Consider the following 22,501-nt stretch of genomic DNA (forward strand, 5'->3'; position numbering starts at 1 on the left):
TCACAATGAAACCCTCGCTTTTCGTGGTGGGGCTGCCGCTTCTTGTCGGCGGCTGCGCATCCACGCTTCCTCCCGACGTGGTGGCGTCCTCCGCCGCGATCGAACAGCCTTCCGCGCGCCCGGTCGGATTCCGGTCGCCGATCTCGGGCTACGTCGCCAGGCAGCCCGTCGATCCCAAGCCGTGGCGTAGACAGAACGATCTGCAGTCTCCCGCGAAAGGAGACGCCTCATGATCGGCCTTAAGAAACTGACAACGGTGCTGGCATTCCCGCTGGTACTGAGCGGCTGCGTCACAGGCACCGAGTACTCCGGCAAGGAGGCAGGCTTCACCACCGTTTCCAACAAGACCGCCATTGCTACGGCGAAGCAGACCGTCTGGATCCAGAACCAGAGCCAGGCCAGGTCGGCGTCGGCGCAGGTCAAAAGCCTGCTCGCTCAAAAGAAGTCCCTCGACGTGGAGACGGCGGTCCAGATCGCCCTCCTGAACAACAAGGGACTCCAGGCCGCCTACGCCGATCTCGGCGATAGCGCGGCGGATGCCTGGCAGTCGACGATGTTCATTAACCCGACCGTCTCCATCGGCACGACGGGCATGGGCACCCCGGAACTGGAGGCGTTCAAGACCATCGAGGGGATGATCACGACCAACATCCTGGCGCTCGCGACCAAAAACAGGGACATCGCGATCGCCGACACCCGCTTCCGCCAGGCGCAGTTGGCCGCGGCCGTGAGAACGCTCCAGGTCGCCGCCGACACGCGGCGTGCCTGGATCGGCGCGGTGGCGGCCTGGGAGAACGTCGGACAGCTCCAGCGCGCCCAGGCGACGGCGGACGCAGCCTCGGAACTCGCTGAAAAGCTGGGCGAGACAGGCGCGATGACCAAGGGTGCCCAGGCCCGCGAGCATGTGTTCGTCGCCGAACTCGCCGGAGAGACGGCGAAGGCCCGACTGGCTGCGCGGCTCGCCAAGGAGGAGCTGACCCGGCTCATGGGCCTTTGGGGCTCAGACCTTGATTACCAGGTTCCAAATAGCCTGCCACCGCTGCCCAAGTCCGTCGTCAAACGGGACACCATCGAGGCCGAGGCTCTGAGGAACCGGATCGACCTTCAGGTCGCGAAACTCGAACTCGAAGCCACCGCCAAGTCCTACGGGCTCACCGAAGCGACCCGCTACGCCACCGACCTCGAAATCCTGACCGGTTTCGAAACGGAACGGGAAATCGAGGACGACGAGAAGAAGACCAGGACGACCGCCCAGGTGGAACTGGAGTTCGCGATCCCGATCTTCGACACCGGCAAGGCGCGGATGCGCAAGGCCGAGGTGGCATACATGCGGGCGGCGAACCTGCTGGCGGAGAAGGCCGTCAACGTCCGGTCGCAAGCCCGGTCCGCCTACGAGGCCTACCGCTCGAACTACGACATCGCGCGGCACTACCGCAATGACGTCGTGCCACTTCGCACCAAGGTCGAGGAGGAATCCCTGCTGACCTACAATGGCATGATCTCGAACACCTTCGAGCTGCTGACCGACACGCGCGACAAGATCAATTCCATCCTGCTCTCCGTCAACGCCAAGCGCGATTTCTGGCTCGCCGAAGCCAATCTCGCCCCTGCGATTTACGGCGGCGGCGCGACTAACGCGTCGGCAGAGACCGAGGTCGCCGCTGCTTCCGAAAGCAGTGGTGGCAGCGGCCATTGAGAAAGGAACCCACCATGTTCAACAGACGACAATTATTCGGTGCGAGCGCCGCCCTGCTGGCGGCGGGTGCCTGGACAAAAACATCGGCGATGGGCCTCCCCGACGCTCCGACAATGGAATCGGCGGAAATGCAGCCGCCGCTCCATCCGACCTCGGGTCCGGACTACCAGCCGGTCGTCACCCTTAACGGCTGGACCCTGCCCCACCGGATGAACAACGGCGTGAAGGAATTCCACCTCGTCGCCGAGCCGGTCGAACGCGAGATGGCCGACGGCATGACCGCATACCTCTGGGGCTATAACGGCCAGTCGCCCGGTCCGACGATCGAGGCGGTCGAAGGGGACCGCGTGCGCATCTTTGTGACCAACAAGCTACCGGAGCACACGACGATCCACTGGCACGGCATGATCCTGCCGTCGGGCATGGATGGCGTCGGCGGATTGACGCAGCCGCACATTCCGGTCGGCAAGACCTATGTCTACGAGTTCGATCTCGTGAAGTCGGGCACCTTCATGTACCACCCGCATTCTGACGAGATGGTGCAGATGGCGATGGGCATGATGGGCTTCTTCGTCGTCCATCCGAAAGATCCGAAGTTCATGCGCGTCGACCGCGACTTCGTCTTCCTGCTCAATGCCTACGATATCGATCCCGGCTCTTACGTGCCGCGGATCATGGAGATGACCGACTTCAACATGTGGTGCTGGAACAGCCGGGTGTTTCCGGACATCAGCCCTCTCGTGGTGTCGAAGAACGACAGGGTGCGGGTGCGGGTGGGCAACCTGACGATGACGAACCATCCGATCCACATGCACGGCTATGACTTCGAGGTGACATGCACGGATGGCGGCTGGGTCCGGCCCGAGGCCCGCTGGCCGGAGGTCAGCATCGACATCCCCGTCGGCGCTATGCGCGCCTACGAGTTCGACGCCAAGTACCTCGGCGACTGGGCGATCCACTGCCACAAGTCGCACCACACGATGAACGCGATGGGGCACGACATTCCGACCTTCATTGGAGCTGACAAGTCGAAGCTCGCCGAGAAGATCAGAAAGCTTCAACCGGAATACATGCCCATGGGCACCAAGGGCATGGCCGACATGGGCGAAATGGAAATGCCCATACCCGAGAACACCGTTCCTATGATGACCGGCTGGGGGCCGCACGGCCCAATCGAGATGGGCGGCATGTTCTCGGTCGTGAAGGTCCGCGAGGGCATCTCGGCGGACGATTACTCCGATCCGGGTTGGTACGAGAACCCGCCCGGGACGCAGGCCTGGGAGTGGACCGGCGAACTGCCGGACGCGACCAAGGCCAGAGACGCGAAGACGCAGATCACGCCGAAGCCGACGAACGGCTGAGGCTCGATATCTAACACTCAAAAGGATCTATGCATGCAGAATTATCTATTGGCACTGGCTCTCGCAGCGCTCGCAACTCCCGCCCTTGCCTCCGGCAACCATGCCGGCGGTCACGACGAAAAGATGGCTGTCGGGGAACCCGGCGATAAGACCAAGGTGACACAGACGGTGCGCGTCACCATGAAGGAAACCGACGACGGCAAGATGTTGTTCACGCCGGCGGTCTTCAACGTCCGCAAGGGGCAGACCATCAAGATCGCGATCAAGAATGCCGGAACTGTCGACCACGAATTCGTGCTCGATCAGGAAGATAAAATCCTGGAGCACAAGAAGGTCATGGAGAAGTTTCCCGAAATGGAACATGCCGACGCCAACTCCATCCGCCTTCCGGCAGGCCAGTCCGGCGAGATCGTCTGGAAGTTCACGACCGACGGCGCATTCAAATTCGCTTGCCTGATCCCCGGCCACTACGAAGCCGGCATGCACGGCGACGTTACCGTCGCTGGGAAATAACCGAAACCAAGGAGACAAAGAGATGAAGATCGCTATGAGACTCGGCCTTGCCGTTCTGCTTTCGGCCAGCGCGGCCTTCGGCGCGTTCGCCCAGGAATTCACCAAGGGTGCAGTCACCAAGGTCGACGCCAAGTCGAAGAAGGTTACCATCAAGCATGAAGACCTGAAGAACCTCGACATGCCCGCGATGACGATGGTCTTCCGCGTCGAGGACCCGGCTCTGCTCGAGAAGCTGAAGGAAGGATCGAACGTCGAGTTCGTCGCCGAACGCGTGGACGGCAAACTCACCGTCACCCAGGTGAAATAATCCTGATGGGTGGCCGGGCTCCAGGGTCCGGCCTACCTGCTCCTGACCAATCCGACACCTCAAAATCGGTTCCATGGATCATAAGACACCCTTTGGAGAGGGAGATGCTGCCCGCGAGATTCGTTCTACTTCGCTACGGTTTGTCGTCCTTCTGATCCTCTTCGCCAATCTGGTCTTCGGCGACAGCCAGTCCAGCTTCGCAACCCACGTGAGCGTAGCCCTCGTCTATCTAGGCATCAGCGTCGCGTCGATCGTGACCGCCACACGTTTCCCAGCACGAGAAAATCTGAAGGCAGGCTTTGTCGCGCTCGATGCGGTGCTGGTGGTCGTCGTTCTCTATGAACACATCCTCGCCAGCCCGATCACCGACAACCACACTCTCACGACATCCAGCCTGGTCGTCGCATTTATTCTCCTCAATCACATCGCACTCAAGCTCGACCACCGTCTGATCGTGCTGTTCTCGAGCATCGTGGTGGCGTGCTGGCTCACGATGCTGGCGATCATGGCCTACCGACACCATGCAAATGCGGCCGGTTCGCTGCTGGGTAATTTCTTCAGCCAGGACCTGGTTCTGACCAGCAGCTTCGGATTCACGGCGCTGGCAGTTTATCTTGTCTCGCTGGACCACGACCGCACGCGCAGGCATGCGCTGAAGATCGAGGAGCGGCGCATGAACCTGTCGAGGTTCTTCTCACCAACCGTCGTTTCAGATCTTCAGGATGCAAGCGCAGTTCTCGATCTTGAACGTCGAGACGCGGCGATCATGTTCGTCGACATCAGGGACTTCACCAGCTATTCCGAAATCGCCGATCCCCGCGAGTTTGCGCGTGTCCTGGCGGAGTATCGTCGGATCGTCGCGGGCACCGTATTTGCCTATCGCGGCACGGTCGACAAGTTCATCGGCGATGGCGTGATGGCGGTATTCGGGCAACCGAAGCCGCAGCCCGACGATGCCTCCCGGGCCTTGGCATGCGCAGTGGAACTGACCGCAGCACTCGACGGCTGGCGCCTTTCCAATTCCAAACGCGGCAGTCCGGCGTTGGCGACAGGTGTAGGCCTTCACTACGGCACGGTCATCGGGGGCGTCCTCGAAAGCGGCTTCCACGACGAGTTCACCGTCATCGGCGACGCAGTGAACGTCGCTCAACGGCTTGAGGCGCTGGCGAAGTTCCTGGCAGTCCCTCTGGTTGTCTCGGTCGATCTGTTGCGCGGGATTCCCGGCGAATTGAACGCCCGCCGCTGGCACCGACAGCAGGCAGTCAAGCTCACGGGACGCCGCGAGCCGATCGACATTGCCTATATTCGAGCGAACTCCACTTCGACGGCGCAAACGCAGGATGTCTATGAAACCGGCAACATACAGAGCGACTTCCAGGTTCTCTTACCAACTATGCCCTGCCTCCGCCCATCGGAGAGGGAACCCTTGCCGTCGACGACACCCGGGCGGGCTGACACTTGACCCGCCTTTGATCAATTGAACTATTTCGCACCGCCACTCAGGAAACCGGAGCGTTGCATAGCGCTGCCCAGAGATCGTGCTTCCAGTCACCGCCGGACGGGATGGAAACATCTACCGGATAGTCAACGGCGCTGATCCTCACCATCGCGGGGGCAGCGCAGCGGACGCTTACTTGATGGCGTCCCCCATCGCGATAGAGAACGGCTCCCCCATGGTCGGCTTCGGAAAGCGTGATAATGGCGTCGAAATCGAAGGCGGAATAGCGGGAAGGTCTTCCCTCAGCGATACTGAGGCTCACGGATCCGCCATCGCCGAACGAGGCGGTGTGAAACACAGCGTGGCCGGAGGCGGAAGATATTGACGCCGGCACGACGCACAGGATCAGAGTGAAAAGAATTCGGCGCATTTCCGCCTCCCCCGGTCAATGCAGCGCAATGATCCTAGTACATCCGCGCGCGCACCGCGATCACCGCAATGCCGGGATCACCTGGGTACATGGGATGAAGAATCCTCGAACAGGCTCCTGCTGGTTGTGCTGGATACAGCGAGGACGAACGCCTTCAACAGTTCGCTCCTGTGGCTTCAGCGTCTGATTTCTCAGTTCAGCACGGTTCAGCTAGTGTCTTCGATGATTTCGCTGCCGTCATGGGTGGGCAGGGATCGATACCTCGCCGCTCGTGATTGAGCGTCGCGGTCGCTCTGAACTTTGCTGTCTCGAATGCCCTTGCATTGTAGCTCACGGCGAAGGTTGTCCTCGGTACGTGATCTGTCGCACTTAGAAGCATCAAGGCACCGCTCTTGGGAGTCGACGGAACTTCCGACAAGGCCGCAATCGCATCCGGCAGCGGAGCAATCGAAGCCGTGACGATCTCGTCTGTCTCATTGGGAATTGCCTCGCGCTGCGCGAACGTCGGCAGCGGGATTTTCTCGTCGGCGGACGCTGTAACGTCCCCCGTACCAGTAGCGGTGTCGGAAATGAGGTCGTTCAGCGCCTGGGACCCCGGCGGCATTTTGGAGGGCACCAGACTTGTCAGCAGAATGCTTTCAGGAGGACGCGCGGAAGGGACTGGCGCTTTGATCAGGGCAAGCGAGCTATCAGGACCTGCCACAAGAGCCGTCGCCTCTTTCGCGGCAGGCGCAGGCAATGCTTCGGTCGCCTGCGACCTGGCATCACCTTGTTCCTTTGCATCCCGATCCCCGAACAGGTTGCTCAACATGCTGCCTCTCGACCGCTTCGCGTCCTGGGCGGCACTGGCAATCTCAACTGACGCGACTGAGCCTCGACGCTTGTATTCGGCTACTGCGAACGCATATCCAGGAAGAGTTCTGCCGTCGCTCGCGATATGAAGTGTCTTGCCGTCAGGGAACAGTCTGGCCAGCTCCTGATAGCTCATTCGGGGCCAAGCTCGAATTCGACCAACATCGACATGGACGAATGGGGAGCCGGAGGTCGGATAATACCCTACGCCCCCGCCCTGCATCTGCATCGCAAGGCCGCGAAGTGTGGCAAGCTTCACCCCAGGGATGAAGAAATCGATTGCCTTGCCCTGTGTATGCTGACTTTCCTTGGCGACGCCCGAAGACCGGGTGCGGAGCATGGCATTGGTACCAGGCGACCGATATCCGGAAACGACGTTGATGTAGTCCGTAGCCCCACTTCGCCTGTACATTTCCCATACGATGTCGAACAGGCGCGGGTCCATGTTGATGGTTTTGTTCTGGCGCCAATCACGCAAGAAACCATTGAGCTGTTTCAGGCCATAGGGATCAAAGACGCCATTTCGCTTGAACGTAATAATCGCCCGTTCGCCTGTATGGCCGAAGTAGAGCTTTAATGAACGCTCTTCGGCAGCAACGCCTGCTGCGGAAAGGCTCCATACAGCGCTGGCACACCCGAGAGCCGCACAAGTTCTTATTGTCATGCGTCTCACAAGATCGAATGTCGTGCCCGGCACCCGATCTGCGTTTCGCCACGTAACACTGAACAAGGTGCGCTCCTCCAGTCCGCAGCGCAAAGTCAATGCTCGCGGCTAAACTCGATAAATCATGGCCTCCTATTGTTAACGAGCATGGTCAAAAAATGGTTAATTCCAGGCCGTGCTCCCGTTTGGCTCCCCACGTGGGCGCGCACACAGATGAAGCGTCCTTGAATAGAACCCGTACTGCGCCTCGTTGCTCGATATGCTGAGGACGGACGTCTTCGACAGTTCGCTGTCGAAGAGCGAGAACAGCATCTTCCGGTCATCCTCATTGAGGTGACACAGGGCTTCGTCGCTGACGACCCATTGGGGTCTGTGAACGAGAAGCCGGGCGAAGGCAAGATGCTGCTGCTCGTCGACCGTCAGATCCTTGTCCCATCGAGCAACGCGGTCGAGGGAAGAGACAAGATGGTCGAGGTTCGTTCGTCTCAGTGCACGAGCGAATTCCTTCTCCTCAAAGGCGGAAGGTTCGGAGGGGTACGCCAGAACCTCCCTCAAGGATCCGGGCGGCACGTATGATCTCTGCGGAAGGAAGATGGTGGTCGTCTTTGCAGGCCGGCGCAGTAGGCCGGTGCCCCACGGCCAGAGCCCGGCGAGCGCACGGAACAACGTGCTCTTTCCTGCACCCGGCCTGCCGATAATAAGGACGCGCTCTCCCGGCTGGAGCGCCACCTTCGATTCCTCAAGGAAAATCGCGCGGTCAGCCATGTCGATGACAATATCCTCGATAACAAGCGTCGGTTCGTTTTCCAGCACGGCGATGCGGTTCTGCGACGGAGCGGCCTGGTCCAGTGCGAGGAGCGCCTGGCGCAGGTCCATAACGCGCTGAAGCGTGGCCAGCCAGTCTGCTATGTTGCCGATATTGTCGACGTACCACCGCAGAGCCTGCTGAACCTGATTGAAGGCTCCGACGACCATCATCAGCTCCCCGAAGGTGAGCTGGCCGCCGAAATATCCTGGCGCGGCGACGACAATCGGGGCCACGGCCGCGAACCATCCGTATCCTGCCGTAACGCCTGTCAGCCGTGTCGTCACGTTGGCGAGCCGCCGCGTGACGCCGATCACGCCCTCGAATTCGCGTTCAAGCCGTTTCCGTTCGCCTTCTTCGCCGCCGGAGAGCGCGATGCCGTCCCTGGATTCGCTCGCCTGCATAAGTCCGAATCGGAATTCCGCCTCACTGGCATAGCGGGTTGCATTGAGACCTGTCAGCGGACGACCAAGGCGCCAGCTCAGCCACGACCCCGACGCCGCATAGATCAGGGCCGCCCAGACCATAAAACCTGGAATGTGGAAGCTGCGTCCGCCGACTTCGAACATGAAGCCGCGGGAGAGCAGCCACAGTACGCCGACGAAGCTCAACAGCAGCAGCGTGGACTGGAAGATGCCGACGGCAAGGGCCACTGTGAGCTCAGTGAGGCGTCTGGCATCCTCTTGAACTCTTTGGTCGGGATTGCTGCCGACCGGGCCTGCGCCTTCAAGAAGCACGGCCCTTCGGGGTAAGAACCACTGAGCCAGCAGATCGCGGGTGAGGCAGTCACGCAAGGCGATCTTCGTCCCCTGATCGAACCATGTCTGCGCGATGTTCAGGGAAATGAGAACCCCGGCGACGACGACAAAGACGACGAGCTGGTGACCGAACGAGGCAAGATCCCTGTTTCTGAGCGCGTCGAAAAAGGGCTCGTTCCAGGCGTTCAGCCGAAGCTGGCCGATTGTGGTCGCACCGACGATGAAAGCCAAACCGAGGGCGAGCAGAAGAAGTTTGTAGCGCCCCGGCGAGCTACGGACAGCGTCGCTGTAAGCCCGGAACTGTCGCGCTGCTCTGGGCATACTGGCGGTGGATGGGAGTAAAGACTGGTCCTGAGACATGGTGCTTAGATCTGGATGGCCTGGATCCGGTTGATGAAGAGGACGTGTGCGGCTTCGGAGGCGCCGGTCACGACCGATCTCCGCTTGCCGACTTCGTTGTGGATGGCACGGCAGTAGAAGAGACTGATGACTGTTGGTCATTCGAGACCAGCAGCCGAGGAATACCAACGCTTGCGACGAGTCCTCCAAGAACGGCCACCGCCGTCAGCGTGAAGGATGCATTCGGCACGAGCGTCAGGTTGAAGAGAACACCTCCGGCTGCCGACCCGGCGGCCTGACCGAGACTGGCGGACGCGGTCTGCCAACCGAGCTCGACGCCCTGCCGTTCTCCGGCACTCATCGAAATCCAGTAGGTGACAACTGGAGAAAGAACGCCGGCGCTGGCCGCGATCACGGCCACCACGACGGTCATGCTGATTTCTGACAATGCGAAGGGAACAGCAGCAACGCCTGCAGCAAGTATCGCCAGCGCCGGCGTCAGGAGCCAGCGCGTAGCCTCCGGCCTGACGAGCGGTGAAAAGACGACCGACTGCGCAACCAGCATCACAAAGCTGCATTCGGTAAACATCAGCCCTAGCCGATAGGTGCTCATACCAAGGCTCTCAATGCCGCGCAGAGACAGGCCCACCTCAAACGCCCCTACAGCCAAGGCGGTCACAAAGGAGACCGCCAGCAGGCGAGGCAGTGCGGCCCGGCCTCCCATCCCTCTCGCATCCTGCCTTCGAACCGAGCCACGCGCCACCTTGCCGGGCACGAATGACAGGATGAGGAAGGCCACCACAACCGCGAAAGCCGAAGTAGCGAAAAATGGTGAACGGGAAACCGCCGCCTCGCCGAGGCCCGGCAAAGCGATGCGGACGCCGGAGACGATGAACCCTCCCATCATCGGCCCGACAAGGAAGCCACTGGCTCCCGCGATGTTCAAAAGCGCGAACCGATGGGCTCGCCATTCCTTCGTCGGAGCACGGTCTCCGACCGCGTAGGCGGCCGGCGCGATCGCGGAGGCGAACGCGCCATTGAGGAACCGACCGAGATAAAGCGTCGGTAGCGTTTCCGCCATGGCGAACAGCGCCAGGGTGGAGGCAAAGCCCGCCAGTCCGGCGACGATCATTGGACGTCGCCCGTACTTATCCGCCAGCCGTCCCCACAACGGAGCGAATAGGAATAGCGCAAGAGTGTAGATTCCCGTGAGCACGCCGGTATGCCGCGACAGGACGGCCGTGTCCGATGAGTCCACAATCCTGGCGATCGTGGACGGGAGGATCGGCAGCAGGAATCCATAGCCGAGGGCGATCGCGAACATCGCCAGCAGCAACGCCGCCATTGATCGCGTCCGCAACGGCCGAAAGGCAAACTCGTCGATCCTCTTGGTCATGGTCAGGGACACCTATTGCCCCCAAAACACCTGCATTTCCTCCGGCGTGACCTTGCCATCCTTGTTGGCGTCCACACTGTCGAAGATCCGCTTGTGGATGGCCGTCACCTCCTCGAAGGACAGCGCGCCATCTCCGTCGGTATCGGCGACCGCGAACATGATCTTCATCATCTGTCCGCGCATCCCCATCGGCGGCATGCCGCCCATCATGCCGGGCTGCATCATGCCACGCCCCATCATCCCGCCCGGCATCATGTCGGGGCCGGGCATGGCCCCCTGGCTCCGTCCGGTCATCCCCTCTGTTCCCGGCTCCGGCGTCGCCTGCGTCGAATTCGCGGGATGATGGAGATCTCCCTCGCTCGTCTGCGCGAGGGCGAGCCCTGAACTGCCGACGGCGATCGCTGCGGCCAGCAGGACCGCGCTCGGAATTCTTGTTCTCATGTCGCTTCTCCTTGGTTTGGTCTCTATTCGTACCTTGCCCCGTAAGCGGGACCGGCGGTTTCGAAGTCGTGTTCGGCGGTGGCGCCGCCGAACAGCCTAGTCGATCGCCGCGTTGCGCAGCCTCAGCGAGTTGCCGATGACGCTGACCGATGACAGCGCCATGGCCGCTGCCGCGATAATCGGCGAAAGCAACAGCCCGAAGGCCGGATAGAGCAAGCCCGCAGCGATCGGCACGCCCGCGGCGTTGTAGATGAAGGCGAAGAACAGGTTCTGGCGGATGTTGCTCATGGTCGCGTGGCTGAGCTTGCGCGCCCTGGCGATCCCCTGCAGGTCGCCCTTCAACAGCGTGACCCCGGCGCTCTCGATCGCGACGTCTGTTCCCGTGCCCATGGCGATGCCGACGTCGGCGGCGGCAAGCGCCGGAGCGTCGTTGACCCCGTCTCCCGCCATGGCGACGACGCGACCTTCGCTTCGAAGCCGCGCCACCACCTTGCCCTTGTCCTCCGGCAGGATCTCCGCCTCGATCTCGTCTATGCCGAGCTTGCGTGCCACTGCCTGGGCCGTCGTCCTGTTGTCGCCGGTCAGCATGACGACGCGAATCTTCTCCTCCTGCAGCGAGCGCAGAGCGGCAGGCGTCGTCTCCTTGACGGGGTCGGCGATGGCGATGAGACCACCCACTTTGCCGTCGATCGCGACATAGACCACCGTCGCTCCCTCGCCGCGCAGCGTCTCGGCGTCGGCCATGAGGGCCGACAGATCGACGCCCGCCTCAGCCATGATCCGGTGGCTGCCGATCACCAGTCTCCTGCCGTCGACGATGCCGGTGACGCCCTTGCCGACGGGGCTGTCGAAATCCCGGACCTCGCCGAGGACGATGCCCTTGCCCTGAGCTGCGGCGACGATGGCGGCGGCAAGTGGATGCTCGCTGGCGCGTTCGAGCGTCGAGGCCATCCGTAGGAGTTCGGTTTCATCCATTCCGGCGACTGTCTTCATTGCCGTAACCTTCGGCCGGCCTTCGGTCAGCGTGCCGGTCTTGTCGACCACCAGCGTGTCGATCTTCTCGAAGCGCTCCAGCGCCTCGGCGTTCTTGATGAGCACGCCCATCCGGGCGCCGCGGCCGACACCCACCATGATAGACATCGGCGTTGCAAGACCGAGGGCGCAGGGACAGGCGATGATCAGCACGGCGACGGCGGCGACGAGGCCGTGGGCGAAGCGCGGTTCCGGCCCCCAGATGCCCCAGACGACGAAGGCGACGATCGCGATGAGGATCACGGCCGGGACGAACCAGCCCGACACCTGATCGGCGAGCCGCTGGATCGGCGCGCGGGAACGTTGCGCGTCGGCGACCATGCGCACGATCTGCGCCAGCATCGTGTCGCGCCCGACCTTGCCTGCCCTCATGACGAAGCCGCCGCTCTGGTTGAGCGTGCCGCCGATCAGCTTGGCACCGACGTCCTTGGTGACCGGCATTGATTCGCCCGTGATCATGGATTCGTCGACGGAACTACGCCCCTCGACCAGCTCGCCGTCGACCGGCACTTTCTCGCCGGGCCGCACGCGCAGTCGGTCCCCCACCACGACGACGTCGAGCCCGACATCCTCGTCCGAGCCGTCGTCCCTGACGCGGCGGGCCGTTTTCGGCGCGAGATCAAGCAGCGCCCGGATGGCGCCGCCGGTCTGCTCTCGCGCCCTGAGCTCAAGGACTTGCCCCAATAGCACGAGGACGGTGATGACGGACGCCGCCTCGAAGTAGATCGCGACGGAGCCATCGACTGCCCGGAAGGTGCCCGGAAAGATGCCGGGTGCAACCGTGGCGACGACGCTGTAGACCCATGCGACGCCCGTGCCCATCGCGATCAACGTGAACATGTTGAGGCTGCGGTTGACGAGAGAGGCCCAACCCCGCTTGAAGAATGGCCACCCCGCCCAGAGAACGACCGGCGTCGCCAGCAGGAGCTGGATCCAGTTCGCAAGCTGCGCGCCGAGCAGCATGTGGAGATTGGTGAGATGGCCGCCCATCTCCAGGGCGAGGACGGGCAGCGTCATCACGAGACCGATCCAGAATCGCCGTTTCATGTCGACAAGCTCGGGGCTCGGCCCCGTCTCGGCAGTCGCCACTTCCGGCTCAAGCGTCATGCCGCAGATCGGACATGTGCCCGGGCTGGGCCGCCTGATTTGCGGATGCATCGGGCAGGTGTAGATCACGCCTTCCCGAGGCCCCGGTCTGATGCCAGCCTGCATGGCGGGCTTCTTCTCTCCGTGATGATGATCGCCAGGAGAGTGCGCATGGCCCTCGTGCGTGTGATGATCAGTCATGGACGGCTCCTCCCTGATGGGTGCCGGCTGTATTCGTTCCGCGGCCGAACTTTGGAACGAACCGGGGAACTACCCTCGCATAGGCGTCCCAAGCGGTTCCGAATTCGGCCCGCGAAGCCTCTTCCTCCCTCTTCGCCAGGCGCACATAGATCCAGACGAGAACCGGGAACATGGCGAGCGTCACCAGGGTCGGCCATTGCAGCAGGAACCCGATCATGATTATCACGAAGGCGTCGTATTGCGGGTGCCGGACACGGGCGTATGGCCCCGTGATCGCCAGGCGGTGCTCGCGCTGCGCGGCGTAGAGCACATGCCAGCTCGAGGCGAGCAGCCAGAAACCGGCGATGATCAGCACGTTGCTTGCGAGATGGAACGGCCCGAAATGCGGGTTGACCCGCCAGCCGAACATCATCTCCGGCAGGTGGCCGGCGTCGTGCGAGAAGAAGTCGACGCCCGGAAACTGCTGCCCGAGCCAGCCGGACAGCAGGTATATGGTCAGCGGGAAGCCGTACATCTCCGTGAAGAGCGCGATGATGAAAGCGGAAAAGGCGCCGAGCGAACGCCAGTCGCGTTTCGCTTCGACCTTCGTGAAGCTCGCGGCAAAAACGATGAACACTACGGAATTGATGATCACCAGGCTCCAGAGCCCGTAGGCCGGGGTCTCAGACATGGTCGACCTCCTCAGTCTTATGTTGGTTCGTGCCGGTCCCATGACCGGCATGGTCGTGACCGCCGTGGCCGTGATGCATGAACAGATGCATCAGCGGGCAGGCCAGGATCAGGAGCCACGGCAGGATGCCGAGGACATGCACGCGGTGCTCGTAGGCGATGAGCGCCAGAGCGATCGCGGCAAAGGCGAAGAAGACGGTCCGGCTATAGCTACTCCAGGCCGATGGAGGATGATTGTCGTTCATGAGGATGCCTCGTTCGATTGAGTTCGGGAAAGGCTTCGCGGTCATTGAAACCGCGTCAGCCGATGCCGTCATATGTCACGTAGGCCATCATGCCCGACGCCATATGGTAGAGGTGGTGGCAGTGCAGCGGCCAGCGGCCGGGATTGTCGGCGTCGAAGGCCAGGACGACGCTTGCCATCGGCGGTACCAACACGGTGTCCCGCACGGCGCCCGCGACCGGCGTCCCGTTGATGCCGATCACCTGGAAATGATGCCCGTGCAGGTGCATCGGATGCGCCATCATCGATGCGTTGGTGATCGCCACCTCGATCCGCTCGTCGCGCTTGACGACGAGACCGTCCGCGCCTTCGATGCCCCAGGTGTACGCAGCCATATCGCCCGTCAGCGAAAGCTCGAAGCGGCGGTCTGCCGCGCGCGCCGCCGCCGGGTTGACCGGACGCAGCCGCTGTTCGAGATCGAGTCCGAGGACTGGCCCTTTCGCATGGCCCTCGACCGCAAGCTTGCGGACGGCTGCGCCCAAAGTGGCAAGGACGATGCCGGTCCGCTCCGATGCTCCCTCCCGAAGGGCAAGGATCGGAAACGCACCACCTTCCCTCGGCAGGCTCAGGCGGATGTCGAGGCGCTGGCCCATGGAGACAGGGAAGGACGCCCCCGCGACCGGTTGCACGCCCCGCCCGTCGACGGCGACCAGCTCTCCCGAAAGACTGCCCGTGTCGATCGTGAAGGCAGACGCCGTGGCGCCGTTGATGATCCGCAGGCGGACGCGGCCGCCCTTCTCGACGGTGACGACCTCGGGGTCATCGAGCGTACGATCGTTGGCGAGATAGGCGTCGTAGTCGATGTCGTTGAGGTCCATGGCCGCTATTCCCGGCATCGCCATGCCGGACATGTCACCGCCGGACATCGTATGCTGCATGCCGGCCATGCCTTGCATCGCGCCGTGGCCCATCGGCACGCCGGCGGACGCGGCGCTCCCATTCCCCTTCAGCTTCGCCAGGAGCTCTTCCGCAGATAAAAATGAGAAGTCGTGCAACAGGACGACGACCTCCTGCTCGTCCCGCTCCAGATCCTCCGCAGTCCGCACGATGAGAGGAGCGGCGAGCAGGTTCTGCTCCTGCAGCGTATGGGCGTGCATCCAGTGCGTGCCGCCCGCGCCGACCGGAAATGTATAGCGGCGGGTCTCCGCCGGCTTCAGAAGAGCGGCCGGATTGTCGGGCACACCGTCGGCCGCCCATGGTGGCGTCAGACCGTGCCAGTGGATCAAGGTCGGTTCGTCGATGGCGCTCGACAGCGCGACGTCGAATTCGGTTCCGGCGTTCAGCGTCAGCCCCGGCCTTCCGTCTGGCTGGGCGAGGCCGAAGACGCGAGCGGACCTGCCCCTGACCTCGATGCTCCTGTAACCGATGGAGAGGATGCGAGGCGCACTCTGCATAGATGAAAATTTGGCGTCTTCAGCAAAGGCGTTGATGGGACGGATGGCGGCCGATGTGCCGAGCGCTGCTGCGCCGACCATCAGGCCGTTGAGAAAGTCACGACGGTTCATCGTGTTGATCCTTGCTTCAGGGTCGGGTTACCGACCATTGGTCTTGAGGATCCGGGAAGAGGCCCCGGAAACGAGCGGATGCCGCGGCAGGCGGCTCCGCAATCATCAGACCGGAAGACGAGGAGGACCGAGCATCGGCGCAAGCGCCAGACCGCTGCCGGTCTGATCGGCCCATGCGAAGTGGAGAGAGGAATCCATGGCTCCCGAAGCTTCCGCCCGATCTACGCCGAGCAAGACAAGACAGAAACCGCACGGGACCGCGCAGCAGCTCTTGTGGCCGGGAGTGTGAAGGCCGCCCTGCGGAGAGGCGTGGACGTCCTGCTGGACGGAGGGGTGTCCGATACCGGCCTGCTCATGAAGCGGGCGGTCATGGCACTGCATCGCCTCCACGCCTGCGGCCGGCATGAAGAGAAGCGCAAGCGCGACCAGGACAGTCAGCATTGCGTTCAACCATGCGAACCTGCGGTGGTCGGCGACCATGTGAGCGGCTCCGTTCCCCTGATCAGCCGAAGCGTCGACTGATGACGTTGAAGATAGCTCCGATCGATGCTACCGCATAGGCACCGAAGACGACGCTTTGGAGAACTCCCAGCGCCAGGCTTCGCAGATCGAAGCCGGTCAGCCCCAGATAGAACTGCAGCCACGGCCGGTGCAGACCCCATTCAGGGGCAATGAAGCCGAGCAGCATGCAAAGCAGGAACGAAATGGTCGCAAAGGCGGCGAGCGTCGTGCCAAGCACCGGAACGGAGACATGCGCCGGAATTGCCGGAGATCCCTCGGAATGGGCATGCAGGGTTAAGTTCGCCATTGAACAATCCTCCGCGAGCTGCACGGGCAGCCACATTGACAAGCAAACATTGAACCTGCCGGTCGCGTGTTTCTTTGATTTGAATCAAGAATGCGGAACATCGCTCGTTCTGCATGAAGAATGGCACTCGGCGCCGTTTGTTGCCGGCTTGGCATCCGGCCGAAATGGCGACGGGCGCGCGGCCCTTCCCATGTCCCTCGGTGGCTGGCTTTAAGGAAGGCTTTTCATCGATAATATTCAAACCGTATCTTTTTCGGGCGGGATGCTCCAGGGCATCCGGCCCGTTGCAAGCGCGGCAGCCCATTCCGGCCGGCCATTGGCTTCTGCGAGCGCCGACATGGCCATGTTGTCGTATCGGACATTGCGGAATTGCGTCGTCCATCCGCCGGCCGATTTTTCCAGCACCGCATAACTCGCCATCGCGTGGCCAGTTTCAACCCTGTGGGGATAAGGCTTGTCGTCGTCATAGGCCGGGGCGCCGACGCTGCCGGGATTAACGATCAGGCGGTCGCCGGAAAGTGCTGCCATGCGCGGAATATGCGTGTGGCCGCAGAGGATCAACGGGCTGTCGACACCTTCCGCCAGCGCTTCGATCTCCGCCTGCGGCCTGAGCACCACGCTTCCATCGGCAACGGCCATATCCAGCCAGTAGAGGTTGTCATCCTCAGGCGTTGCGTGGCAGAGATAGACCTCGTCCCGGTAGATCAGGTCGACCGGCAGCGACCGCATCCACTCTAAATGGGCAGCACCTAGCTGCGCATAGGCGGCGGCGTCCGATATATGCATTTCCTCCAGCGGTCCTTCGATCAGATAGCGGTCGTGATTGCCGCGCACGGTCGGAATAGAGAGCGATAGAAGCCGGTCCGCCACCCTGCCCGCCTCCAGCGGACCGCTGAAACAATCGCCGAGATTGACGATATCTGTAATTCCCTGGGCAGCGATGTCTGCCAGCACGGCGTCCAGTGCGGGGTAGTTTCCATGGATATCGGCGATCGCGGCAAAACGCATGTCAGCTGCCGCGATAGGTGGAATAGCCGTAGGGCGAGATCAGCAGCGGCACGTGATAATGCGCCGACGTATCTGCAATGCCGAAGCGGATTGGCACGAGATCGAGGAAGGCAGGATGCGGCAGCGGCGTGCCGTTTGCCCTCAGATAGTCGCCGGCGTGAAAAAGCAGTTCATAGGTACCGACGCGAAAGCTCTCGCCGGTCAGGATCGGCCCGCCATCGACGCGGCCATCGGCATTGGTCTCGACGGTCTTGATATGGTGGCGAAGCTCACCCTCGATATGAAGGAGGTCGATCCGCAGCCCCTGTGCCGGCTTGCCGAGAGCAGTATCGAGAACATGCGTGGTCAGTCCGGTCATAAGCCTGGCTCTTTGATAATGAAGGGTTCGTCGAAAAAGAATTCTTCCAGATTGCTGCCCGGCCCGTCACGGTCGACAACGAGAAAATCGCTCGGCTCGCCGAGCGCCATCAGCGGATGATGCCAGGTATTGCGCCGATAATTCACCCCCTGGTCACCGCGCGCGAGAAAGGCTTGCGGACGGCCTGGACGTCCGCCTTCATCGTGGGAAACGACGACGAGGAAGGGATGGCCTGATATCGGTGAAAAGCTCTGGCTGCCGAAAGGATGCCGCTCCATCATGCCGACGTCATAGGGAAAAGCGCGCGGCTGGCCACGAAAGAGGTTGATGATGACATGCGCACCCTCACCTACGACGTCAGGCACAGCAAGCGCGTGAAAACGCTCGGTATTGCCGCCGTTGATATAGCGCATGGTTGCGGGATCGGCTTCGATCACCTCGCCGAAGGCTGCGAAAGCGGATTTGGTGAGGGGCTGTATGTCGAGAAATCGGGACACGATCTTATTCGCCTTGCACCCGCCAGTGGCGGACATTTTCAAGCTGGGAAACCAGGGCCGGCAAATCGTTTCTGACCGTCTGCCAGATGACAGACAGTTCGGCCCGGTAGTAATCGTGAACGATCAGGTTTCGCATCCCCTTGATCCGCGACCAGGGAATCTCGGTGTGAACCTGCATGAAACCCGGATCGGTGGCCGAAATCCGTGCGGCTGCTTCCCCGACCAGCACCAGCGACATCGTCACTGCCAATTGTGTGCGAACGTCATGGAGAAACTGCTCCTGGCTCATGCCTTCTGTCAGATCGAAAGCCTGTTGAGCGGCCTCCTGCATCCTATCCACATATTCGAGAAGGCGCTCACGGTTCATATGGCGGCGGCTTCTGATAGAACACGATGCTTGATGCGCTCGGGCAATCCGCCCGCCGTCACGAGGTCCACCTTGATCTTGAGAATATCCTGCAATTCCTCCAGCAACCCGCCGAGATCGAACAGGGTCGTTCCGGGAAGCGCATCCACGAGAATGTCCAGATCGCTGTCGGGCCGATCCTCGCCGCGGGCAACGGAGCCGAAGACCCGCGGGTTCGCCGCGTTGAAGCGCCTGGTCGCTTCACGGATCGCCTGCCTGTTCTTTTCCAGTACTTCCGACGGCCTCATCGCGGCATCACTCCTGATGCCGAGAATATAAGGGACGCGACTGAAAGAGAAAAGAACTCAAGCCTTCACCCCGTAGAGCCGAAGCCGCATTGTGCCGCCATCCGGATGCATGGCGTAGCGCACATGCGTGATCGGCCCGACATCGGCAATCGCGTCACTGCCATATTCGTGGATGTGATCCATCTGCAGCTTGCTGCGCGGCAGGATCGGCTTCCAGTTTTCCGAAGCCGCAATATCGGCCTCAGACAGCGTATCGCCGAGATCGGGCAGATAGGCACCGAAGAGTTCGCATGTGTCCGGGAAATTGCCCTTGTAGAAGGCGGTATCGACGATCACGCGCTTGATCGTGCCGGCATGGCCGAGACGGATGATCGCCCAATCATGACCCGGTCCGCGACGGCGCTTGGTTTCCCAGCCGTCGCCCATGTTGAGGCCGCGGCCGGGGCCGAGCAGTTTGTCGGGATGGCCGTAATGCGCATCCGACCAGGCAAGCGATTTGGCGCCGTTGAAGATATAGGCAAGATCGACTTCCTCACTAGGCCCGACCTTCGACCAGTCGAAATAGGCAGAGCCATAGACGCGAAGACGCGCCACGCCACCATCCGGATAGATATGCAGGCGCAGATGCGTCCAGATCTTCTCCTTGTCGGCATTTTCGAAGAAATGATGGGCGCTGGAGCCAAGCGGCGATTTCGCCAGGATTTCCGTCCACGACGTTGCATCATCAGGATCGCCGCTTTCGAGAAAGGCAGCCTCGATCGAGCAATGCGGCGGATAATTGCCGGTAAAATAGCTGGTATCGACATCGAAGCCGAAGATGCGGCCCGGCATGGCAAGCTTCACGATCGCCCAGTCATGGCCGGGCACGCGCTTGCGGCGGCTTTCCCAGCCGTCCATGTACTTGCCGTTATCGTCGTAGAGATCCGGATCGAAGCTTGCCGGCACGTCCTGCAGCATGCGCTCCAGCGGCGCGAAGAATTCGTCCGTGGCGTAGAGACCCTTGGCGCCGAGACGGGCCGAGGCAAGATTGATGGCGCCCGTGGCGAAAGCTGGCAGGCTGGTATCGGTCATAACGGTCATTCAGGTCTCCGGAAGCATGGATGTCAGGCGCAGCAGCGCGATCTTCTCGACCTCAGCTGCGGCAGTCACGAATTCTTCGTCGCTATCATTGTCGATCCGCTTTTCGAAAGCGGCAAGGATATCGTCCTTGTTCAGCCCCTTCACCGCGATGATGAAGGGAAAACCGAATTTCTGCGTATAGGCGGTATTAAGCTCGGTAAAACGCGCGTGTTCTTCCGGGCTCAACCGGTCGAGCCCGGCACCGGCCTGCTCTTTCCGGCTGTCTTCCGTCAGCTCACCCGATATCGCCAGCCGCCCGGCAAGATCGGGATGAGCGCGCAACACACCGAGGCGCTCTTCCCTGCTCGCCGCGCGGAAAATGGCGACGAGCTCCGTATGCACGCGATCCACCGTCAGCTTCTCGCCGACAAAGCCGTCGTCATAGGCCCGCTCTGCGATGAAGGACGAATGCTCGAACACCCCGCCGAAGCGGGAGACAAATTCATCACGCGAAATCATCAGATCGTTCCGGCTTATGGTTCTGATGCCAGTGCTGCGCGATCTCGAGACGGCGCGGGATCCACACCTTGTCGTGCTTCAGCACATATTCCATGAACCGCTTGAGCGACGCTGCGCGTCCGGGCCGGCCGACGAGACGGCAATGCAGGCCGACGGACATCATCTTGGGGCTGCCTTCCTTGCCTTCCTCATAGAGCGTGTCGAAGGCGTCCTTGAGATAGGTGAAGAACTGATCGCCGGAATTGAAGCCCTGCGGCGTGGCAAAGCGCATGTCGTTGGTTTCGAGCGTATAGGGGATGATCAGGAAGGGACTTTCGTCGACGCTCTTGACCCAATAGGGCAGATCGTCGGCATAGGAGTCCGACGAATACAAGAAACCGCCCTCCTCCTGCACCAGCCGCAGCGTATTGTCGGAAGGCTTGCCCTGGTACATGCCATAGGGCCGCTCCCCCGTCAGCTCGGTATGCAGGCGCACAGCTTCGAGAATATGCTTGCGCTCAAGATCTTCGGAAAAATCCTTGTATTCCAGCCAGCGATAGCCGTGACTGGCGATCTCCCAGCCGGCTTCCTTCATGGCGGCGACTGCTTCCGGATTGCGGGCCATGGCAAGCGTCACCCCATAGACGGTCGCCTGAACCTTGAGGTCGGTGAAAAGACGCCAGAGCCGCCAGAAGCCGGCACGGGAGCCGTATTCGTAGATCGACTCCATGTTGAGATTGCGCTGGTTCGGCCAGGGCTGCGCGCCGACGATTTCCGACAGCAGGTTTTCCGAAGCCGGATCGCCATCGAGGATCGAGCTTTCGCCGCCCTCCTCGTAATTGATGACGAACTGCACTGCAACGCGTGCCTCGCCGGGCCATTTCGGGTCGGGCGTCTTGCGCCCATAACCGATGAGATTGCGCGGATAGGTCTCGGATACCATCAAATCACCTTTTGAAAAGACAGGTGAAACGGTAGCATCCGTGCGCGGAAAGTCGAGGCGTAAAAGTGCGTATCTGACCTTCAGCCCGAGATGCGAGCCTCAGGCGATCTTGCGCGCACTCACCCTGCCCATCGGATGCAGCGAGTGCACCCGGAACGGGCCGCCGGCACCTTCCTCGATCATCAGCGCGACACTCGAAACCGTTACCGGCTCGGCAAGCACCGGATCGAATATCGATCGCAGCGCCTGTTCGATGCGCGGCATATCGACGGCATTGACCGGCCCGGTGACCGGCATATGGAAGCGGAACTCGTCCATCACATAAGGATTGCCCCAGCGATGCAAATTCGCAAACTGCGCCGCCGAAAGTCCGTCAGGATCGCTGCGCTCTATATCCGCCTCGCTGAGGGGCGCGCGGAAACGGTCGAACTCTTGGACGATTGCGCAAGAGAGGTGATGAAGCTGATCGCAGGGGCGGATCGGCGACAGGCTGTAGAAAGTGCCGAGACGCGCAACTTCAAGACGCGGAATCCGGAAAGGCGAAAGCGTCCCGCAGAACCGCATGAGATCGCGCAGAAGTTGCGGTTCGGACACGTCGGACGAGAGATGGAAAGGGGCCTTCAGCACACCGTGGAATCCGTAGCGGCGGGGCACTGCCGTATGAAAGGCGATCTCGTGGATGCCGAGACCGCGGATTGCCGGCGGCTCGACCATTTCGCCCGAAAATACGTTGCGGCCAAGCCAATTGGCCGCCACATGCGAGAGCGGATCGCTCGCTGATGGCGTGAAGCAAATGGCATAGCGCATGCAATTTTCCTCCATCTGATTGAAGTGGGCGCGGATCGCTCCCGCGCCGCCGATGCGCAAGCAGATAGGTGATTTGCATGACAGAATAACGAA

The 22,501-nt window shown here is 61.7% G+C and carries 26 protein-coding genes; 6 read left to right on the forward strand and 20 right to left on the reverse strand.

What is annotated here, in order from left to right; genetic code table 11:
• Nucleotides 1-5 precede the first annotated feature (5 nt).
• From FHT78_RS05240 to FHT78_RS05265, 6 genes are all read left to right on the forward strand, one after another.
• Nucleotides 6-233: a hypothetical protein gene (locus FHT78_RS05240; protein ID WP_183741296.1), complete on the forward strand. Its 228-nt coding sequence runs from the start codon at nucleotides 6-8 to the stop codon at nucleotides 231-233.
• Nucleotides 230-1,696: a TolC family protein gene (locus tag FHT78_RS05245; RefSeq protein ID WP_183741298.1), complete on the forward strand. Its 1,467-nt coding sequence runs from the start codon at nucleotides 230-232 to the stop codon at nucleotides 1,694-1,696. The genes FHT78_RS05240 and FHT78_RS05245 overlap by 4 nt, the downstream gene beginning before the upstream one ends.
• A 14-nt stretch (nucleotides 1,697-1,710) precedes the next feature.
• Nucleotides 1,711-3,057, forward strand: coding sequence for a copper oxidase (locus tag FHT78_RS05250; RefSeq protein WP_183741300.1), 1,347 nt, complete (start codon nucleotides 1,711-1,713; stop codon nucleotides 3,055-3,057).
• A 33-nt stretch (nucleotides 3,058-3,090) separates the two neighbouring features.
• Complete coding sequence (locus FHT78_RS05255; protein WP_183741301.1) at nucleotides 3,091-3,570, forward strand: plastocyanin/azurin family copper-binding protein; 480 nt, start codon at nucleotides 3,091-3,093, stop codon at nucleotides 3,568-3,570.
• 22 nt (nucleotides 3,571-3,592) lie between these two features.
• A complete protein-coding gene (locus tag FHT78_RS05260) occupies nucleotides 3,593-3,877 on the forward strand; it encodes a copper-binding protein (protein WP_183741303.1) in 285 nt (94 codons plus the stop codon).
• Nucleotides 3,878-3,950: 73 nt separating this feature from the next.
• Nucleotides 3,951-5,339 carry an adenylate/guanylate cyclase domain-containing protein gene (locus FHT78_RS05265; RefSeq protein WP_183741305.1) on the forward strand — a complete coding sequence of 463 codons (1,389 nt, stop codon included), beginning with the start codon at nucleotides 3,951-3,953 and terminating at the stop codon, nucleotides 5,337-5,339.
• 37 nt (nucleotides 5,340-5,376) lie between these two features.
• Here the strand turns inward: FHT78_RS05265 and FHT78_RS05270 are convergent, their stop codons facing one another.
• The 20 genes from FHT78_RS05270 to FHT78_RS05365 all read right to left on the reverse strand — a co-directional run bounded on the left by FHT78_RS05270 (nucleotide 5,377) and on the right by FHT78_RS05365 (nucleotide 22,408).
• Complete coding sequence (locus tag FHT78_RS05270) at nucleotides 5,377-5,745, reverse strand: hypothetical protein (protein ID WP_183741307.1); 369 nt, start codon at nucleotides 5,743-5,745, stop codon at nucleotides 5,377-5,379.
• Nucleotides 5,746-5,941: 196 nt separating this feature from the next.
• Nucleotides 5,942-7,327: a DUF882 domain-containing protein gene (locus FHT78_RS05275; RefSeq protein WP_246715088.1), complete on the reverse strand. Its 1,386-nt coding sequence runs from the start codon at nucleotides 7,325-7,327 to the stop codon at nucleotides 5,942-5,944.
• A gap of 96 nt (nucleotides 7,328-7,423) precedes the next feature.
• The gene (locus FHT78_RS05280; protein WP_183741308.1) at nucleotides 7,424-9,145 is read right to left on the reverse strand and encodes an ABC transporter ATP-binding protein/permease; all 1,722 of its coding nucleotides are present in this window, start codon (nucleotides 9,143-9,145) and stop codon (nucleotides 7,424-7,426) included.
• Nucleotides 9,146-9,251: 106 nt separating this feature from the next.
• Nucleotides 9,252-10,559 carry an MFS transporter gene (locus tag FHT78_RS05285; protein ID WP_246715090.1) on the reverse strand — a complete coding sequence of 436 codons (1,308 nt, stop codon included), beginning with the start codon at nucleotides 10,557-10,559 and terminating at the stop codon, nucleotides 9,252-9,254.
• Between the two features lie 12 nt (nucleotides 10,560-10,571).
• Nucleotides 10,572-11,000: an EF-hand domain-containing protein gene (locus FHT78_RS05290; RefSeq protein ID WP_183741309.1), complete on the reverse strand. Its 429-nt coding sequence runs from the start codon at nucleotides 10,998-11,000 to the stop codon at nucleotides 10,572-10,574.
• Between the two features lie 96 nt (nucleotides 11,001-11,096).
• A complete protein-coding gene (locus FHT78_RS05295) occupies nucleotides 11,097-13,319 on the reverse strand; it encodes a copper-translocating P-type ATPase (protein ID WP_183741311.1) in 2,223 nt (740 codons plus the stop codon).
• A complete protein-coding gene (locus FHT78_RS05300; protein WP_183741312.1) occupies nucleotides 13,312-13,989 on the reverse strand; it encodes an isoprenylcysteine carboxylmethyltransferase family protein in 678 nt (225 codons plus the stop codon). Before FHT78_RS05300 ends, FHT78_RS05295 begins: the two co-directional genes overlap by 8 nt.
• Complete coding sequence (locus FHT78_RS05305; protein WP_183741314.1) at nucleotides 13,982-14,233, reverse strand: DUF2933 domain-containing protein; 252 nt, start codon at nucleotides 14,231-14,233, stop codon at nucleotides 13,982-13,984. Before FHT78_RS05305 ends, FHT78_RS05300 begins: the two co-directional genes overlap by 8 nt.
• A 55-nt stretch (nucleotides 14,234-14,288) precedes the next feature.
• The gene (locus FHT78_RS05310) at nucleotides 14,289-15,776 is read right to left on the reverse strand and encodes a multicopper oxidase domain-containing protein (protein WP_183741316.1); all 1,488 of its coding nucleotides are present in this window, start codon (nucleotides 15,774-15,776) and stop codon (nucleotides 14,289-14,291) included.
• 105 nt (nucleotides 15,777-15,881) lie between these two features.
• Complete coding sequence (locus tag FHT78_RS05315; protein ID WP_183741318.1) at nucleotides 15,882-16,256, reverse strand: hypothetical protein; 375 nt, start codon at nucleotides 16,254-16,256, stop codon at nucleotides 15,882-15,884.
• Between the two features lie 22 nt (nucleotides 16,257-16,278).
• Nucleotides 16,279-16,584: a hypothetical protein gene (locus tag FHT78_RS05320; protein WP_183741319.1), complete on the reverse strand. Its 306-nt coding sequence runs from the start codon at nucleotides 16,582-16,584 to the stop codon at nucleotides 16,279-16,281.
• Nucleotides 16,585-16,821: 237 nt separating this feature from the next.
• The gene (locus tag FHT78_RS05325; RefSeq protein ID WP_183741321.1) at nucleotides 16,822-17,592 is read right to left on the reverse strand and encodes a metallophosphoesterase family protein; all 771 of its coding nucleotides are present in this window, start codon (nucleotides 17,590-17,592) and stop codon (nucleotides 16,822-16,824) included.
• Nucleotide 17,593: 1 nt separating this feature from the next.
• Entirely contained in the window at nucleotides 17,594-17,950 is a 357-nt protein-coding gene (uraH, locus tag FHT78_RS05330) for a hydroxyisourate hydrolase (RefSeq protein ID WP_183741323.1), read from the reverse strand.
• A complete protein-coding gene (locus FHT78_RS05335) occupies nucleotides 17,947-18,447 on the reverse strand; it encodes an ureidoglycolate lyase (RefSeq protein WP_183741325.1) in 501 nt (166 codons plus the stop codon). The genes uraH and FHT78_RS05335 overlap by 4 nt, the downstream gene beginning before the upstream one ends.
• A 4-nt stretch (nucleotides 18,448-18,451) precedes the next feature.
• On the reverse strand, nucleotides 18,452-18,778 hold the full coding sequence (locus FHT78_RS05340; RefSeq protein ID WP_246715092.1) for a HepT-like ribonuclease domain-containing protein: 327 nt from the start codon (nucleotides 18,776-18,778) through the stop codon (nucleotides 18,452-18,454).
• 32 nt (nucleotides 18,779-18,810) lie between these two features.
• Nucleotides 18,811-19,101, reverse strand: coding sequence for a nucleotidyltransferase family protein (locus tag FHT78_RS05345; RefSeq protein ID WP_183741329.1), 291 nt, complete (start codon nucleotides 19,099-19,101; stop codon nucleotides 18,811-18,813).
• 57 nt (nucleotides 19,102-19,158) lie between these two features.
• Nucleotides 19,159-20,181: an allantoicase gene (gene alc / locus FHT78_RS05350; RefSeq protein ID WP_183741331.1), complete on the reverse strand. Its 1,023-nt coding sequence runs from the start codon at nucleotides 20,179-20,181 to the stop codon at nucleotides 19,159-19,161.
• The gene (gene uraD / locus FHT78_RS05355; protein ID WP_183741333.1) at nucleotides 20,182-20,679 is read right to left on the reverse strand and encodes a 2-oxo-4-hydroxy-4-carboxy-5-ureidoimidazoline decarboxylase; all 498 of its coding nucleotides are present in this window, start codon (nucleotides 20,677-20,679) and stop codon (nucleotides 20,182-20,184) included.
• A complete protein-coding gene (gene puuE / locus FHT78_RS05360; protein WP_183741335.1) occupies nucleotides 20,666-21,601 on the reverse strand; it encodes an allantoinase PuuE in 936 nt (311 codons plus the stop codon). Before puuE ends, uraD begins: the two co-directional genes overlap by 14 nt.
• Nucleotides 21,602-21,700: 99 nt before the next feature.
• Nucleotides 21,701-22,408 (reverse strand): DUF1045 domain-containing protein, encoded by a 708-nt coding sequence (locus tag FHT78_RS05365; protein ID WP_183741337.1) that lies wholly within the window; start codon nucleotides 22,406-22,408, stop codon nucleotides 21,701-21,703.
• Nucleotides 22,409-22,501: the final 93 nt, after the last annotated feature.

Source organism: Rhizobium sp. BK196 (assembly GCF_014193255.1).
Taxonomy (GTDB): Bacteria; Pseudomonadota; Alphaproteobacteria; order Rhizobiales; family Rhizobiaceae; genus Rhizobium.